The sequence below is a fragment of the Hymenobacter terrigena genome (assembly GCF_054776515.1).
Genome location: NZ_BAAHBU010000001.1, coordinates 115029 through 131218, shown reverse-complemented (window position 1 = coordinate 131218; position 16190 = coordinate 115029). Strand labels below are relative to the sequence as shown.

The 16190-nt window shown below is 62.5% G+C and carries 11 protein-coding genes; 4 read left to right on the top strand and 7 right to left on the bottom strand.

Annotated features, from left to right (window positions below; genetic code table 11):
• Positions 1-65: 65 nt before the first annotated feature.
• The 7 genes from ACYU7Q_RS00470 to ACYU7Q_RS00440 all read right to left on the bottom strand — a co-directional run bounded on the left by ACYU7Q_RS00470 (position 66) and on the right by ACYU7Q_RS00440 (position 7961).
• The gene (locus ACYU7Q_RS00470; protein ID WP_460607465.1) at positions 66-797 is read right to left on the bottom strand and encodes an SDR family oxidoreductase; all 732 of its coding nucleotides are present in this window, start codon (positions 795-797) and stop codon (positions 66-68) included.
• A 128-nt stretch (positions 798-925) separates the two neighbouring features.
• Positions 926-2179 carry a beta-ketoacyl-[acyl-carrier-protein] synthase family protein gene (fabF, locus tag ACYU7Q_RS00465; RefSeq protein WP_460607464.1) on the bottom strand — a complete coding sequence of 418 codons (1254 nt, stop codon included), beginning with the start codon at positions 2177-2179 and terminating at the stop codon, positions 926-928.
• Between the two features lie 116 nt (positions 2180-2295).
• Complete coding sequence (locus ACYU7Q_RS00460) at positions 2296-3858, bottom strand: efflux MFS transporter permease (RefSeq protein WP_460607463.1); 1563 nt, start codon at positions 3856-3858, stop codon at positions 2296-2298.
• A 50-nt stretch (positions 3859-3908) separates the two neighbouring features.
• Entirely contained in the window at positions 3909-4505 is a 597-nt protein-coding gene (locus tag ACYU7Q_RS00455) for a TetR/AcrR family transcriptional regulator (protein ID WP_460607462.1), read from the bottom strand.
• Positions 4506-4589: 84 nt separating this feature from the next.
• Entirely contained in the window at positions 4590-5639 is a 1050-nt protein-coding gene (locus ACYU7Q_RS00450; RefSeq protein WP_460607461.1) for a glycosyl hydrolase, read from the bottom strand.
• A 15-nt stretch (positions 5640-5654) separates the two neighbouring features.
• A complete protein-coding gene (locus ACYU7Q_RS00445; protein ID WP_460607460.1) occupies positions 5655-6596 on the bottom strand; it encodes a glycoside hydrolase family 43 protein in 942 nt (313 codons plus the stop codon).
• Positions 6597-6632: 36 nt separating this feature from the next.
• The gene (locus ACYU7Q_RS00440; protein ID WP_460607459.1) at positions 6633-7961 is read right to left on the bottom strand and encodes a rhamnogalacturonan acetylesterase; all 1329 of its coding nucleotides are present in this window, start codon (positions 7959-7961) and stop codon (positions 6633-6635) included.
• 155 nt (positions 7962-8116) lie between these two features.
• On the opposite strand from ACYU7Q_RS00440, the gene ACYU7Q_RS00435 reads away from it, so the two are divergent.
• The 4 genes from ACYU7Q_RS00435 to ACYU7Q_RS00420 all read left to right on the top strand — a co-directional run bounded on the left by ACYU7Q_RS00435 (position 8117) and on the right by ACYU7Q_RS00420 (position 16032).
• Positions 8117-9196, top strand: coding sequence for a glycoside hydrolase family protein (locus ACYU7Q_RS00435; RefSeq protein WP_460607458.1), 1080 nt, complete (start codon positions 8117-8119; stop codon positions 9194-9196).
• A gap of 73 nt (positions 9197-9269) precedes the next feature.
• Positions 9270-10784 carry a sialate O-acetylesterase family protein gene (locus tag ACYU7Q_RS00430; RefSeq protein ID WP_460607457.1) on the top strand — a complete coding sequence of 505 codons (1515 nt, stop codon included), beginning with the start codon at positions 9270-9272 and terminating at the stop codon, positions 10782-10784.
• 421 nt (positions 10785-11205) lie between these two features.
• Positions 11206-14478 (top strand): SusC/RagA family TonB-linked outer membrane protein, encoded by a 3273-nt coding sequence (locus ACYU7Q_RS00425; RefSeq protein ID WP_460607456.1) that lies wholly within the window; start codon positions 11206-11208, stop codon positions 14476-14478.
• Positions 14479-14517: 39 nt separating this feature from the next.
• On the top strand, positions 14518-16032 hold the full coding sequence (locus tag ACYU7Q_RS00420; protein WP_460607455.1) for a RagB/SusD family nutrient uptake outer membrane protein: 1515 nt from the start codon (positions 14518-14520) through the stop codon (positions 16030-16032).
• The last annotated feature ends 158 nt before the right edge of the window (positions 16033-16190 follow it).

The window sequence follows — 16190 nt, the reverse complement described above, 5'->3', positions numbered from 1 at the left end:
CATGCCTGCACTAATTCTAGGCAGACATGATAAGGGGCTCCCTTGCGTTCGGCACCACCGCCGTTTTAGCCATTCATCGAGGCAAACGCCTCGGCGGGCGCAGTGCGGCTGAATTCATAAAAGCCAGCCGTATTGCCCACCCGGATTTCGTCGTCGCCATTGGCTAAGCCAACCAGTAGCTCGTCGGCTACCTGCTGCGGCGGAATGCCGTTTTCACCGCCGATTTCAGTCGAAAACTCGGTGTTGACCAACGGCGGCATCAGCTCAAACACGCGCACGGTCGTCGGCTTAAGCGTGTGGCGCAGCGCTTGCGTATAGGAATGCACCGCCGCCTTGCTGGCCGAATACGTGGGCACGGCCGAGGATGGCGCGTACGCGACGATGGACGACACGTTCACCACTGCCGCCTCCGGCTGGGCACTGAGCACGGGCAGCAGTAACTCGGTCAGATGAATCATGGCCAGGTAGTTGGTTGCAATTTCAGCGCTGGCTTTTTCAAAGGCATTCGCCCCGGCGGTAAGCTGGTAAGCCGAAGCCTGGCCCGCGTTGTTGATAAGCACGCTCAGGTCGCCAAACTCCGTTTGGACCCGTTGCACCAGCCGGGCGATATCAGCGGCGTCGTTGATGTCGGCCGCAATGGCCGTGACGCCGGGCAGTTCGGCCGCCGCTTGCAGCTTGGCCTCGTTGCGGCCCACAATGACGACGCGGTTGCCTTTTTCGGAGAGGGATTTGGCAATGGCCAGGCCGATGCCGGAACCGCCGCCCGTGACGAGGATGGTTTTGTTGATGATGTTCATGATGTTGAAAAGTGGAATTGGTAAAAGCTGCCGGATTTGCAGACGGCTGCCGGCGCAGCTGTTTTGGTTTTAGTTGAGAAAGCGGCTTGGCCGTCATGCCGTGCGCAGCGAAGCATGACGGCCAAAAATCAGGCGGTGAACTTCTTCACAATCAGCGTGGCCGTGTGACCTCCGAAGCCAAAGGAATTGCTCATGGCGTACTCAATAGGGCGGTAGGCAGGCTGGCCCAGCGTGAGCTGGAGGCGGCCGGTTGTTTCCGGGTCAGGCCGGGTGGTGTTGATGGTGGGCGGCACCACGTCCTGCTGCACGGCCTGCACGCAGGCAATGGCTTCGACCGCGCCGGCAGCGCCGAGCAGGTGGCCCGTCATGCTCTTGGTGGCGCTGATGTGCAGGTGCGGCGCCGGCCCAAACACCCGCCCGATGGCCCGCAGCTCGCTGGCATCGCCCAGGCCGGTGGAAGTAGCGTGGGCGTTCAGGTAGTCAATCTGGGCGGCGTGCAGGCCGGCATCGTCCAGCGCGGCCAGCATGCTCAGGTAGGCGCCCTCGCCCTCGGGGTGGGTGCCGGTGAGGTGGTAGGCATCGGCCGCCATGCCCCCGCCCACCACCTCGGCCAGAATGGGGGCCCCGCGCCGCCGGGCATGGTCGTACTCCTCCAGAATCAGTGCCCCGGCGCCTTCGCCCACCACAAATCCGTCGCGGGCTGCATCGAAGGGCCGTGAGGCGGTGGCCGGGTCATCGTTGCGGGTCGAAAGCGCCCGCAAGGCGTTGTAGCTGCCGATGCCGATTTCATTAATGGCCGCTTCCGAGCCGCCCGAAATCAGCACATCGGCCTTGCCCCAGCGGATGTAGTTGAAGGCATCAATAAGCGCCGTGGTGGAGGTGGCGCAGGCCGAAACCGTGGCAAAATTCAGCCCCCGCAGCCCGTACTTGATGGAAATAAGGCCGGCCGCGATGTCAATTATCATCTTCGCGCCCATAAACGGATTGAAGCGCGGCGTGCCATCGCCGTGCGCAAACTCGGTAATTTGCTCCTGCAAGGTGCCCAGCCCGCCCACACCCGAGCCCCAGATAACCCCGATGCGGTTGCGGTTCAACTGGTCAAAATTCAGCTCGGCGTGGCGAATGGCTTCCTCAGCCGCCACCAGCGCATACTGCGTGAACAAGTCGTACTTGCGCACCTCCTGGCGGTCGAGGAAGTTGAGCGGGTCGAACCCTTTCAGCTCGCAGGCGAAGCGGGTTTTGAATTTCGATGCATCGAAATGGGTGATGGGCGCGGCACCGCTCACGCCGGCCAGCAGCGCCCGTCCGAAGCTGGCCGCGTCGTTGCCAATGGGCGTAAGGGCGCCCACACCCGTGATAACCACCCGTTTGTACTCAGGCATAACGAAAGAGTTTTGAGATATAAGTTGTAGGGTGCGGGGCTTGCCCCCGCCCGCCGTCTGTGCCATTTCAAGGACTCCGTGCAACCACGGGCGGGGCTCGCCCCGCACCCTACCCTTTAGTGGTCCGACAAGCTCACCTGCAACGGCCCGCTGCCGGCCTTGCGCTTCAGCACCAGCAGCAGCAGCGGCATGGCGGCCAGGAAAAAGCAGCCCACCAGCAGAAAAGCGTCGTTGTAGCTCATGATGCCCGCCTGCTGGTTCACGGCCGCATCCAGTAACTGATAGGCACGGCGCTGGGCTTCCAGCACCGGCTGGCCGAGGCGCACGGCCACCAGTTGCGCCCCGGCGGCCAGACGCTCGGCTACGCGCAAATCGCCGGCCGTGAGGTGCGTCACCAGCGCCTGCCGGTGCACCGCAAACTGCGTGGCCAGAAAGGTGTTGACGATGGCAATGCCGAACGAGCCGCCCAGCTGGCGCATCATGTTATTGAGGGCCGCGCCCTGGGCGATATCCTTGAGGGCCAAGCCCGATACGGCCAGCGCCGTGAGCGGCACCGTGAGCAGCGCCAGCCCCGCCCCGCGCAAAATCAGCGGCAGGTAAAAATCGCCCTTGCCCGCCGTGCCATTGAGCAGCGCCATGCGCCAGCTAAACGCAAAAAACAGCAGGAACCCCAGCGTGACCACGGCCGGAATGGGCACGCCGCCTTGCAAGGCGCGGGCCGTAAGCATCAGGCAGAAAATGGCCAGCACCGCGCCCGGCAGCAGCAGCAAGCCGGTATCGAGCACCGGAAAATGCAGCAGGCGCTGAGCAAAAACCGGCGTGAGGTACACGGATGTAAACAGCCCCATCCCCGTCACAAACGTGAGGATGGCCGCCACCGCCAGCGTCCGGCTTTTGAGCACGCGCAGGTTCACGATGGGGAATTCCGTGGTCAATTCCCACCAGATGAAGGCCACAATGCCCACCACGGCCGCCACGCTCAGCTGCATGATGTACGTCGTTTGGAACCAGTCTTCTTCCTGCCCGCGCTCCAGCACCACTTGCAGCGCCCCCACGCCCACAATCAGCAGCAACAGGCCTACCCAGTCCATGCGCAGCGTGTTGCGCGCTACCTGCACGGCCGGCTCCTTCACCAGGAAAAACGACGCCAGGGTGACCACCACGCCGATGGGCACATTCACCAAGAATATCCAGTGCCAGGTGCTCACGTCCAGAATGTAGCCGCCCAGCGTCGGCCCAATGGTGGGCCCGGTAAACACGCCGATGCCGAACAGCGCGCTCGCCACCCCGCGCTTGGCCGGCGGGAATGCTTCAAACACAATGGTCTGCGAAGTGGAAAGCAGCGCCCCACCGCCCAGTCCCTGCACGAACCGGAAAGCCACCAGCGTCCAGATATTGCCCGCCGTGCCGCACAGCGCCGACGCCACGGTGAACAAAATAATCGACCCAATGAAGTAGCGCCGCCGCCCAAATCGCGCCGCCAGAAAGCTGGTAATCGGGATGATAATGATGTTGGCAATGGCGTAGGACGTGATAACCCACGAAGTATCGGCCAGCGTGGCGCCCAGGTTGCCGCTCATGTGCGAGAGCGCCACGTTCACAATGCTGGTATCAATCAGCTCCATCACGGCGGCGGCAATGACCGTGCTGCACAGCAGGAAAAGGCGAAGGGGACTCATCAGACGCAGAAATTATTATACCAATCGGTATAATTTTGGGTAAAAAAATATCAGACTACCAATTCGGTTTCAATCAGATGCTCGATGTGGTCGAGGCTGGTGAATAAAGCCGTGGAGCTGCCCGTGGCTTTCGATACCAGAATACCGCCCTCGGTGAGGGTGATGAACAAGTTGGCGTAGCGGCTGGCCTCGGCCGTGGGCTTGATTTCGCCGGTTTGCTGGCCTTTTTCGATGAGGCGCACGAGGTTGCGGTGCCACCTGGCCAGGCTGTCCTGCACGCGCTGGAGCAGGGCGGTGGGCGGGGCGTCGTCGCATTCCACAGCGGCGTTGAGGATGGGGCAGCCACCGCTCTGCTTGAGCTGCGGGTAGCGCTGGCGGTAGAAGCGCGGCATGGCCAGCAACTGTTCGCGCACGGGGGCGGTGCTGTTGGTGCCGGCGCGCAGGCCTTCCAGCACCAGCCCGAGGTTGTGGTCGAAGGCGGCCAGGGCCACTTCCTCCTTGTTCTCGAAGTTGCCGTAGATGGCGCCTTTGGTCAGGCCGGTGGCGGCCGTGAGGTCGTTGAGGGACGTGCCGGCGTAGCCCTGCTTATTGAAAACAGGGGCCGTTTGCTCGATGATGAACTGGCGGGTACGCTCGGCTTTGGACATGATGACGGTGCAAATATACCGTTTGGTATTTAAACTGTATGGGCGCGGAAAAAGTTTTGTGCAAAGGCGCAATACTTCGCGTCTCTACAGGCCTTTCGGTTTCAGCAGCTGCACAACCGTCGGCTTGTCCCGGTCGCAGGTTAGTTTGCCGTCTTTGAATTCCAACTCAGCCACCTGAATTACGCTGCGTTTGGCGGCGATTGAATTTACTGGCGCGGGGGTGGCTTTGCTGCGGCCGGGGTGGGTGAAATAGAACACGTAGGCGCGCTTGCCACTCACCACCACGTCGCAATGGCCGCCAATGGCCTGGTCGTCGCGGCCCTGGCCGGGGAGCTCGAGGATGCGTTCGGGCTGGGGCTGCCAGTGCAGCAGGTCGGTGGAGTGGTACACGGCCATGCCTTTCCACTGGTCGATTATCATCCAGTACTCGTCGTGCCAGCGGAAGACTTTGGGGCCTTCGCCGCGCTCGTTCAGGGCCTGGCCGTGGTCGGTCCAGTGCAGCAGGTCGGGGCTGTCGGCGTAGTAGATGGATTTGTGGTCCCGCTCGTTGTTGTACCACAGCCGCCAGGTGCCATCGGGCAGCTTGAATATGCTGGCGTCGATGACTTTATCGGTGATGAGCGGCAAGGTTTGCACGTACTTCCAGTTGAGCAAATCGGGACTGGTGAGTTGGATGATGACGCGCGGGTGCTGCCAGTCGGTGAAGGTGCCGGGCACGTAGGTCAGGAACATATGGTACTGGCCCCGGTCCTCCACAATGTCGGGCGCCCAGTGGGTGTAGCCGGGGTCGGGGCGGTAGTTGATGTTGGCCGTGTCGCGGTAGGTCCAGGTGGTGCCGCCGTCACTGGATTCGGCGATGCCAATGCGGGTGCCGTGCACCCAGGTGACGCCGCGAGCAGTGGTATCGGTGGCGCGGCGGTTGGTGTAGAACATCCACCATTTTTTAGCCTGCTTGTTCCAGATGAGGACCGGGTCGGCTGCGCCGTCATAAATCGGGTCGTGGAACAGTGGCTTGGGAGCAGGTTTGCCGGCCACTTTTACTGATGGTTTTTGCGCCCGAGCCTGGTCGGGCGCAGTCAGAACCAATGCGGTAGCCAGCAAGGCCCAAGCAACGCGGCAATAGATTTTAGTCATAAAAATCATCGGCTTCTACTGTTGCTCCAGCAGCTTCAGCTCTTTGGCCGAAACGCGGAAAATGGTGCCGTGGCGCAGGCCCGCCGGCAGCTTTATTTGGTCAGAAACATCCGTCCAATGCGTCAAATCAACCGATTTTACGGCGCCGTACTTATGCTCGCGGTACTTGTCGAAATACACCAGCCACTCATTGCCCAGCTTGATGGCCGTGGGGCCCTCGGCCCAATAGTTGCCGGTGATGGGGGCAGAGGCCGGGCAATAGGGGCCGGTCAGCTTATCCGAGAAGGCGACGCGCAGGTTCTTCTGCACGGGCTCGCGGGTTTCGTCCTTGAGGAACATAACGAAGCGCCGGCCATCGGGCTGAATGCTGGCATCAATTACGTTGAAGCCCGGCTCGTAGAGGAGTTTGGTGGGCGTGAAGGCCTGGAAATCCTTCGTGCTGGTGGCGTAGATGCGGTGGTTGTAGCCCTTTTCCTCCTGGCTCTGCGTTTGCGGGAATTTGCCCGTAACGGTGCTGGCCCAATAGATGAGGTAGGTTTTGGTGGCAGGGTCGTAATTGATTTCCGGGGCCCAGGTGTTGCGGGTGTCGGCTTCTTGCGCCATCACGGGCAGGAAGCGCTGCTCGCTCCAATGAATGAGGTCTTTGGAGCTGGCGTAGCCGATGCCTTTGTCCTGCCAGCTCACCGTCCAGACCATGTGAAAGCGGCCATCGGGGCCGTGCAGGATGCAGGGGTCGCGCATCAGGCGGTCCTTGCTCACGGTGGGGCGCAGGAAGGTGCTATCGTGTTTGAGGGCGGTCCAGGTGTAGCCGTCGTGGCTGCTGGCCAGGTGCAGGCCGTCCTGGCCGTTGTTTTTGAAATAGCAGAAGACGAGGGCCTCGTTTTCGGGCAGCCCCGTTTGGGCGGAAGCGAGTCCGGTGCTAAAGGCGAAGAATGCGAGGAGAGCAGGGAGTTTCATTGGGGAAAGAATTGGTTCTTTTCCGAAGCATTCGGCTTAATTCCCGTCCGGCTTGGTCACGGCGCTGCGGGGGCTGTCCATCCAGGCCCAATTCGCCAGCGCATCCGGCCGGGCGGGGTCGAACGTCGGCGTGTCGTTTTTCAGAAATTTCACCAGGCCCAGCTTGTTGGTTTTGATGCCTTCAACCACGCACTTGGCCAGCTCGTAGGCACCGTAGGGGTTGAAATGGGTGTTGTCGGCCAGCGGCTCGGGTTGACCGGGGTAGGTGTTGGCGGGGTAATGCACGAGGGCCTTTTTCGATTCTTCGACGCCCAGGGCTTCGTACAGCTTGGCCGACATGGCGTTGAGGTCAATCAGGGCTACTTTCTCCTCCTCCGCTGCTTTGCGGGCGGCGGCGGGGAAGTCGCCGAGGCTGTTTTCAATCTTGCCATCGGCCCCGAAGGTGCGGCGACTGGTAGAGGTGACGATGACCGGGATGCCGCCTTTTTTGCGGGCCTCCTGCACGAACAGGTGCAGTCGTTCAGAATATGATTTCCAGGCACCGTCGTTTTCGCCCTTGTCTTTCTGGTCGTTGTGGCCGAATTCGATGAATAAATAGTCGCCGGGCTTCATCACGCTCAGCACTTTAGCCAGGCGCTTGGAGCTGAGGAAACTGCCCAGCGTGAGGCCCGATTCGGCGTGGTTGGCCACGGCCACGCCGGGCTTGAGGAAGCGCGGCAGCATCTGGCCCCAGGCGGCCCAGGGCTCGTCGTCCTGGTTCACCACGGTGGAGTTGCCGGCCAGGAAAACCGTCACGGCTTGCGGCGCAGGCGTTATTTCCAGCGCGGCCAGGCAGGGGTTCGCACCGTCAAATTCGAGGGTGAGGCGGTCGTCCCAATCCAGCTTGTGCAGCTCGCGGGGCTTGAGGCTCACCGTTTCGGTGTCGTTGATGCGCCGGCTTTTGACGTTGAGCGTGAAGGTTTGCGTGGTGAACCGGCCGGGTTGGGTGGCGGTGGTTTCGAGCAGCAGCCGGCGCGATTCGGCCTTCAAAAACGTGCTGGATGGGCCTTGGACGTCGCCCAGCGTTATGGTCACGTTGTAGTTGCCCTCGGGCAGCTTCACCGAAAAGTAGAAGGGCTGCTTGCTGGTTACGAAGTCGCTTTTCAGCGCATCCTTGCCGCCGCGGTCCACGCCCGTTACCGTCGTGCCAAAATCGAAGCCATAGCCGGTAGCATCCGAATAAGTGGCCGTGGGCAGCACCTGCTGGTAGCCAGCAGCCGTTTTGCCAGGCCCGAAATCAAATTTGAACGCGGTTTTGGGCGACTCGGCAGCGGCCGATGTGGCCAGCAGCATACCGCATGCAATGGTCAGGAGGGAATTTTTCATGGGCGGGAAGTGACGAATGCGCTAAAAGTACCGGCGGCTCCCGCTGGCGCTTACCTGCACTGTCATGGCTCCGGCAGAGTGCAGGAGAGTGCCATCCGAAAAGCGGCCGTAGTTGCATCATTTCCCACCCGTCTCTCCAATTCCATCCCTCGCTCATGCTGGCTCGTCGCACGTTTCTGACTGGTTTACTCCTGACTCCGCTCACGCGGGCGCTGGCTGGTTTCACGGGCCGGCTGATTGATTATCCCAGGGCCGATTTCGCCAAGTTCAGCAAGCACCTGCGGCCCGTGGGCCGGGCGCTGGAGTTGCCCGACTACTACGTGTGGTGCAACTCGCCCATCTACGGCCCCGATGGGCGGGTGCACGTTTTCTTCTCGCGCTGGGACGCCAAAAAGGGCATGGGCGGCTGGCTCAATGGCTCCGAAATAGCCCACGCCGTGGCCGACAAGCCCGAAGGCCCCTACACGGTGCGCGAAACCGTGCTGGCCCCGCGCGGCCCCGGCCACTGGGATGCCACCACCTGCCACAACCCCAGCATCCAATTCGTGGACGGGCGATACTGCCTTTTTTTCATGGGCAACTCCAACGGCAAAACCGACACCAAGCGCATCGGCCTGGCTACCGCCCCCACCCTCAACGGCCCCTGGACACGGCCCGACGCGCCCCTGCTCCTACCCGGCCCGGCCGGCGCCTGGGACGACCACTGCACCACCAATCCGGCCTTCATCAAGCACCCCAACGGCCAGTATTGGCTCTACTACAAATCGTGGAACACTAAGGAATACGACGAGGCCAAAGGCCAGGAAATTCGCGGCAACCGCAAATACGGCCTTGCCATCTCCGATAAACTGGAAGGGCCTTACGTGAAATTCGAAGGCAACCCGGTCATCGACTTCTCGAAGCAGGGCAATAACAAGCAGTTTGAGGACGCTTTTGTGTGGCGGCAGCACGGCAAATTCTGCCTGCTGGCCCGCGATATGGGCGTGTACAGCCAGGAAGTGGGCCTCTACCTCGAATCCGAGGACGGCAAGGCCTGGACGTTCCCCAAAATCGCCTTCCTACCCCTGCGCGACTACGGCGTGCAGGAGCCGCCCGCGCCGCCCAAGCTCAAGCGCTACGGCCGCCTCGAACGGCCGCAGCTGTTGCTGCGCGATGGCCGGCCCGAATACCTCTTCTGCGCCTCGCAGGGTGGGAAGGAGATGACGGCCTCGGCATTTATTCTGAAGGTGACGTAGCGCGGACTTTTAGCCCGCGCCGGTTCTATCGTTCGTTCAACTCGCGGACTAAACGTCCGCGCTACTTCCACTCATGGCCCGCTACTTCCTGTTTCTGCTGCTGATACTCCCGCGCCTCAGCCGCGCCACTATTACCCTGCCCGCGCTGCTCACCGATAACATGGTGCTTCAGCAAAAAACCACCGTGACGCTGTGGGGCTGGGCCGCCCCCGGCGAGGCCGTGGCCGTAGCCGCCAGCTGGCAAAAAGCCCCCGCCAAAGCCACCGCCGACGCGCAGGGCAACTGGCTGGTGCGCGTGCCCACCGCCAAAGCTGGTGGGCCTTATACCATCATCATCGAAGGCCGAAACAAGCTCACCATCAATAATGTACTGCTGGGCGAAGTGTGGCTGTGCTCGGGGCAGTCCAACATGAAATTCTCGGTGGATAAGGGCTCGGCCAAATGGATGACGGGCGTTAAGAATGCGGCGGAAGTAATTCCGCAGGCCCATTTCCCGGCCATTCGCATGTTCACGGTGGCGGAGCGGGTGGCCGATGCGCCGCAGCGCGATGTGGCCGGCAACTGGGTGGTGTGCAGCCCCAAAACCGTGGGCAAATTCTCGGCCGTGGCTTACTTTTTCGGGCTCGAAATTCACCAGAAGCTGGGCGTCCCGGTGGGGCTCATTCACTCCTCCTGGGGCGGCACGCCGGCCGAGTCGTGGACGCGGCGGGAGGTGCTGAACAGCAACCCCGTACTCCGGCCCATTCTCAGCCGCTACGAAGCTGGCCTGAGCCAGCGCCCCGCCTACGAAACCGCCCTGGCGGCATGGAAACAGGAAAAAGCCACCACTCCGCAGAGCAAAACGCCTAAGCCGGAAGAGCCACTCAGCGCCACCAGCAATAAGTCGCCCGCCAAGCTCTATAATGGCATGATTCGCGGCCTGGAGCCGTACACGTTGCGCGGCGTTATCTGGTACCAGGGCGAGAGCAACGCCGAGCGCGCCTACCAGTACCGCACGCTGTTTCCGGCGATGATTGCGAACTGGCGGCAGGACTGGCAGCAGCCCAGCCTGCCGTTCTACTTCGTGCAAATAGCCCCGCACAAGGGCCAGAATCCCGAAATCCGCGAAGCCCAACTGCTAAGTTGGCAAACCGTGCCGCACACCGGCATGGTGGTGACCACCGACGTGGGCGACTCGCTCGACATCCACCCGCGCGACAAGCAGACCGTGGGCCACCGCCTGGCCCTGTGGGCGCTGGCCAAAACCTACGGCAACAAGTCCCTCCCCTACTCCGGCCCGCTTTATAAGGCCATGCGGGTGCAAAATGGTGAGGTCGTCCTCACCTTCGACTACGCCGAGGGCCTGCTGAGCCGCGACGGAGCGCTGCGCGAGTTCACCATTGCCGGGGCCGACAGCGTGTTCCGGCCCGCCCAGGCGCGCATCGTGGGGCACACGGTGGTGGCGAGCAGCCCGCAGGTGGCGCGGCCGGTGGCGGTGCGCTTTGGGTGGAGTAAATCGCCGATACCCAACCTGTTCAATGCGGCGGGGCTCCCGGCCTCGCCCTTCCGCACCGACCAGTGGCGCACACCCACGCAGGGCAAAGAGTAGCGGCCGATAATTGTTTTTGGGTGCGGGCAGGAGGGTGCGGGAAGGCTATTAATTAGAAAATTTAGTTTTTTGTATAGATGAATGGTGAACCCCGGCAGGTTTCTACCAATTCTACCACAATCCCCCGGGCGAGGCCGGTATGGGCGGCTGCAACTGCCCATGCCGGCTGGGCCACCGCTACGTGAGGGCACTTTGCGCCTGGTAGCGCCGGGGTTGGGCTCCCGCAAAGCGTCGGGCTGGCTTGCCCGACGAGCCCCGGACGGTAGCCTCAACGGTAGTGAGTAAGCAACTACTAAACGAAGTGGCCCTAACCAGTAGTCTACAGGAGAGTACCGGCAAAACGCCCTCATAATATTGGCCTCAAGTTCGGCCTCCACGTCCCTTCTTTCTTCAAAAAAATCTCACCCAAGTTCATACGCTCATGAAGAAGTTTTATCCCTGGCATCGTTTGCGCCTCGCGGCTTGCGTGCCAATGCTCCTGCTGGCGGGGCCGGGAACGGCACTGGCCGCCGCGCACCCCGTGCGCCACGTAGCCGCCGACTGGCAGCTGACCGGCAAAGTGACTTCGCCCACCGGCGAAGGCCTGCCCGGCGTGACCGTGGTGGTGAAAGGCACTACGCTGGGCACCACCAGCAACCCCGACGGTTCGTTCAGCATCTCGGTGCCCGAAAAGGCCGGGACGCTGGTATTCAGCTTTATCGGGTTTCAAACCCAGGAGAAACCCTTCTCCGGCCCTGGCACCTTCAACATCAAGCTGAGCGACGACACCAAGAGCCTCGACGAGGTAGTGGTGGTGGGCTACGGCACCCAGAAGCGGGCCGACGTGACCGGCGCCATTGCCACCCTGGACGCCCGCAAGCTGGAAGAGCGGCCCATTGCCCGCGTCGACCAGGCGCTGGTGGGCCAGCTGGCCGGCGTGCAGGTGAAGCAGGTATCGGGCGTGCCCGGCCGGGCCTTCAGCATTCAGGTGCGAGGGGCGGGCTCCATCTCTGCCGGCAACGAGCCGCTGTATGTAATCGATGGCTTTCCGCTGGAAACGGCGGCGGCCAACGGCGGCGGGCGTTTCAGCGCCGGCAGCCCGCTCGACAACATCAACCCCAACGACATTGAGAAGATTGAGGTGCTGAAGGACGCCGCGGCGGCGGCCATCTACGGCTCGCGGGCGGCCAACGGCGTGGTGCTCATCACCACCAAGCGCGGCCGCTCGGGCAAGCCCCAAATTAGCGTGAATACCTACGTGGGCGGCTCGCAGGCGGCCAAAAAGCTTGACCTGCTGAACGGCGACGAGTGGATTGCGAAGGCCACGGAAATCATCAACACCAACTGGGTGCGCTCGACGCCGACCACGCCCGGCGCCCGGCCCCGCACCGCCGACCAGGACAACGCCACCCGCCGCCAGATTCTGAACACCACGCCCACGGCTACCGGCGCGCTGCCCACGCAGCTGGGCCCCACGCAGTACAACACCGACCTGATGCTGGATGAGCGCTGGGCCTTGCCCGGCCACCCCGGCCTGCAATTCATTGACTGGCAGGACCAGCTCTACCGCACGGGCCTGAGCCAGAGCTACCAGGTGAGCGCCTCCGGGGCTACCGACAACGTAAACTACTTCGTGTCGGGCAACTACAGCGACCAGCAGGGCTTCGCCATCGGCCTCGACTACAAGCGTTACTCGGCCCGCGCCAACGTGGAAGTAAAAGCCAACGACAAGCTGCGCTTTGGCCTGACGGTGAGCCCCTCGTTCTCGATTGCGACCGACCCGGGCATCGAAGGCAAGGACAACCGCTTCCATCAGCTGCTCTCCGAAACCCCGGTGGTGGAAGACACGGCCGGCGTGAACACGGCCTACGGCAAAAACACCAACTACAGCTGGGGCGTGAGCACGGCCAGCCCCATTGCCGTTATCAAAGCCTACCAGGGCGATACCCGCACGTTCCGCACGCTGGGCACCGTATTTGGCGAATACCAGCCCATTGCGGGCCTGCGCCTGCGCTCCTCGCTGAACATGGACAATACCGACGCCACGTCGAAGTCGTTTCAGCCGCCCACGCGCAACCTGGCTACCTCGCTGGCCAGCGGCTCGTACGCCGGCTTCCGCCGCCAGACGTTTGTGAACGAGAACACGGCCACCTACGGCAAGGTCATCGGCAAAAACGACTTTTCCGTGCTGGTGGGCCAGGCATATAACTTCGCCAAGCTCGACAACGTGGCCCTGGCCTCGAACGGCGGCTTCATCAACAACAACCTGACCACGCTCAACGCGGCCACCAACATCACGGGCACGAGCGCCAACTACACCACCGAGACCCAGAGCGTGCTGCTCTCGTACTTCGGCCGCCTGCAGTACGCATACGACGGCAAGTACCTGCTTTCGGCCAGCGTGCGCCGCGATGCTTCGTCGCGCTTCGGGTTTGAGGACCGGGCCGGCGTTTTCCCGGCCGTATCGGCCGGCTGGCGCATCTCGCAGGAGCCGTTTATGGCGGCTACCACCAACGTGCTGAGCGACCTGAAGCTGCGCGGCAGCCTGGGCTACTCCGGCAACAACACCATTGGCGACTACAGCAGCATTGCCACGCTGGGCTTCGCCAACTACGCCCTCGGCGGCACTTCGGCGGTGCAGGTGACGGGCCAGGCCCCGAACAAAGTGGGCAACCCGGCCCTGAAGTGGGAGCGCAACCGCACCCTGGACTTCGGCCTGGACGTGGCGTTCCTCAAAAACCGCATCACGGCCTCGGCCGACTACTACACCAAAACCAGCCAGGACCTGCTCCTGAACGTGCCCGTGGCCAGCGGCTCGGGCTTCACCACCAGCCTGCAGAACATCGGCGAGGTGCGCAACAACGGCTGGGAAGTGGAACTGAACACCCGCAACCTGGAAGGCGCTTTCTCCTGGACCACCTCCTTCAACCTGAGCCACAACGTGAACAAAGTGGTGCACCTGGGCCCCGGCGATGCCACCATCGAAGTGCCCAACGGCCTCGATACGCCCAGCAACATCCTGAAAGTGGGCCTGCCCATCTACAGCATTTTCGTGGTGAAGCAGACCGGCATCCTCACCCAGGCCGACATCGACAGCAAAGTGGCTCAGTTGGGTACGCAGTCGGCCGGCGAGCCCAAGTTTGAGGATTTCAACGGCGACGGCAAAATTGACTTCAACGACCGCCAAGTGGTGGGCAACCCCAACCCCACCTACACCTACGGCATGACCAACACGCTGCGCTACAAGGGCTTCGACCTGAGCTTCCTGGTGCAGGGCCAGGCCGGCGGCTCCATCTACTCCACCCTGGGCCGGGCCATCGACCGGATGGGCGTGGGCTACAAGGAAAACGCCCTGGGCCGCGTGCGCGACCGCTGGCTGTCGGCCGACAACCCCGGCAATGGCATCAAGGGCACGGCCACGCCGCTGAGCACCACCTTCATCCGCAACACCGACTGGCTGTACTCGTCGAACTATTACCGGGTGCGCACCATCACGCTGGGCTACGACCTGGGCCTGGTTATCAACAAGCGCGTGGCACAGGGTGCCCGCATCTATGTGACCGCCGAAAACTGGTTCGGCCACGACAACTACTACGGCGGCCTCAACCCCGACGCCCTGAACACCAACAACGGCAGCACCTTCGTGTCGGGCTCCGACTACGGCGGACTGCCGCTGGCCAAAACCCTGATTCTGGGCCTGAACCTCACTTTTTAATCGGCTGGGTTTGTCCCGCTCACCCTTCTGAAAATTCCCATGAAACGAATCCTCCTCTTCCTAAGCCTGGCCTGCGCCGTGGCCCTGAGCGGCTGCGAAAAAGACCTGGACCAGCTGCCGATTTCGAACGGCTCGGTACCGGACTTCTATAAATCGGCCGGCGACTTTGACCAGGCCATGACCTCGGTGTACAGCACGCTGCGCGGCTACCCCGACCGCGAGGTGTACCTGTCGGAAGTGCGCTCCGACAACATTTACGCCTCCAGCGCCGTGGGCGGGCGCGACTGGGACCCCATCAACAACTTTTCCACCCTGCTCAACATCAACGCCATTGTGGCCGATGCCTGGGCTTCGGACTACGCCGCCATTTACCGGGCCAACGTCATGCTCGACCAGCTGGCCGCCAACGGCTCGGTGGTGCCGGCCGCGCTGCGCACCCGCTACGAGGGCGAAGCCAAGTTCATCCGGGCCTTCATGTACTTCGATTTGGTGCGCAAGTTTGGCAAGGTGCCCGTGATTGAACACGCCATTCTGCCCCGCGAAGTAGCCCAGATTCCGCGCGCCGAGGTAGCCAAAGTGTACGAGCTGATTATTAAAGACCTGGGCACCGCCATCGCCAACCTGCCCACTTCCTACACGGGGGCCAACGTGGGCCGCGTGACGGTGGGCGCCGCCAAGGGCATTCTGGCGCTGGTATACCTGACCCGCTCCGGCCCCGACTACGGCATCAAAGGCCCCGGCCTGAATTCCAACGAGTACGACAAGGCCAACGCCCTCCTCCAAGACATCATTGATGCCAAAGGCACGGCCCGCTACGCCACCCAGGCCACCTACGCCGGCATTTTCTCGCCCACGGCTGAGAACAACTCCGAAGTAATTTTCGACATTCAGTACTTCGCCAACGGCTCGGTGGGTGGCTCGTTCCAGAACATTGTGGCGCCTGATGGCTACTACAGCCAGCTGGGCCTGTCGTTCTCGGCCGGCTCGGTCGAAATCAAGCCCACCTCGAATGACCTGGCCAACGTGTCGTATTCGACCACCGACCTGCGCCGGGCCTTTAACATTCAGTTTGGCTACACCTTCCAGAACACCACCGATACCCGGCCGTTTTTCAAGAAATACATCAACGTGGCCGCCAAAGGCGCCAGCCGCACCGACTGGGGCCTGAACTACATCGTGCTGCGCTACACCGACATCCTGATGATGAAGGCCGAATGCCAGATGCACGGCGTGGGCGGCGGCGTGGCCGATGCCCTGCTGCTGGTGAACCCCATCCGGGTGCGGGCGGGCGTGCCGCCGCTCACCACCCTCACCCTGGAAAGCCTCATGGAGGAACGCCGCCGCGAGTTTGCCGGGGAAAACCTGCGCTGGTACGACCTCATGCGCTCCGGCCTGGCCCTGACCGTGATGAACGCCTGGGCCCAGCGCGAAGACCTGGCCCCGCCGTTCAACAAAATCACCCGGCCCATCACCGCCAACCTGCTGCTCTACCCCGTGCCGCAGGCCGAACTGGCCGCCGTGCCCGGTCTCTACGACCAGAACCCCGGCTACTAAAAACCTGTTTGCTGAGGCGCTACGCCCGGTTTTGGCTTCGGTCGGCAATTCGCCGATGGGGCCGGAGCCGGGCGTAGCTGCGTTCGGCCCGCCGCACCCCACAGTACAGGAGAGTACGAGCCGTGACGGCCGCTTCTTTTGCTCCTCCCTCCTATTTC

What these genes read in the sequence shown, in the direction of transcription:
- ACYU7Q_RS00450 (WP_460607461.1), bottom strand. Translation starts at nt 5,639, where the DNA reads ATGACTAAAATCTATTGCCGCGTTGCTTGGGCCTTGCTGGCTACCGCA.
- ACYU7Q_RS00445 (WP_460607460.1), bottom strand. Translation starts at nt 6,596, where the DNA reads ATGAAACTCCCTGCTCTCCTCGCATTCTTCGCCTTTAGCACCGGACTC.
- ACYU7Q_RS00425 (WP_460607456.1), top strand. Translation starts at nt 11,206, where the DNA reads ATGAAGAAGTTTTATCCCTGGCATCGTTTGCGCCTCGCGGCTTGCGTG.
- ACYU7Q_RS00460 (WP_460607463.1), bottom strand. Translation starts at nt 3,858, where the DNA reads ATGAGTCCCCTTCGCCTTTTCCTGCTGTGCAGCACGGTCATTGCCGCC.
- ACYU7Q_RS00435 (WP_460607458.1), top strand. Translation starts at nt 8,117, where the DNA reads ATGCTGGCTCGTCGCACGTTTCTGACTGGTTTACTCCTGACTCCGCTC.
- ACYU7Q_RS00455 (WP_460607462.1), bottom strand. Translation starts at nt 4,505, where the DNA reads ATGTCCAAAGCCGAGCGTACCCGCCAGTTCATCATCGAGCAAACGGCC.
- ACYU7Q_RS00420 (WP_460607455.1), top strand. Translation starts at nt 14,518, where the DNA reads ATGAAACGAATCCTCCTCTTCCTAAGCCTGGCCTGCGCCGTGGCCCTG.
- fabF (WP_460607464.1), bottom strand. Translation starts at nt 2,179, where the DNA reads ATGCCTGAGTACAAACGGGTGGTTATCACGGGTGTGGGCGCCCTTACG.
- ACYU7Q_RS00470 (WP_460607465.1), bottom strand. Translation starts at nt 797, where the DNA reads ATGAACATCATCAACAAAACCATCCTCGTCACGGGCGGCGGTTCCGGC.
- ACYU7Q_RS00440 (WP_460607459.1), bottom strand. Translation starts at nt 7,961, where the DNA reads ATGAAAAATTCCCTCCTGACCATTGCATGCGGTATGCTGCTGGCCACA.
- ACYU7Q_RS00430 (WP_460607457.1), top strand. Translation starts at nt 9,270, where the DNA reads ATGGCCCGCTACTTCCTGTTTCTGCTGCTGATACTCCCGCGCCTCAGC.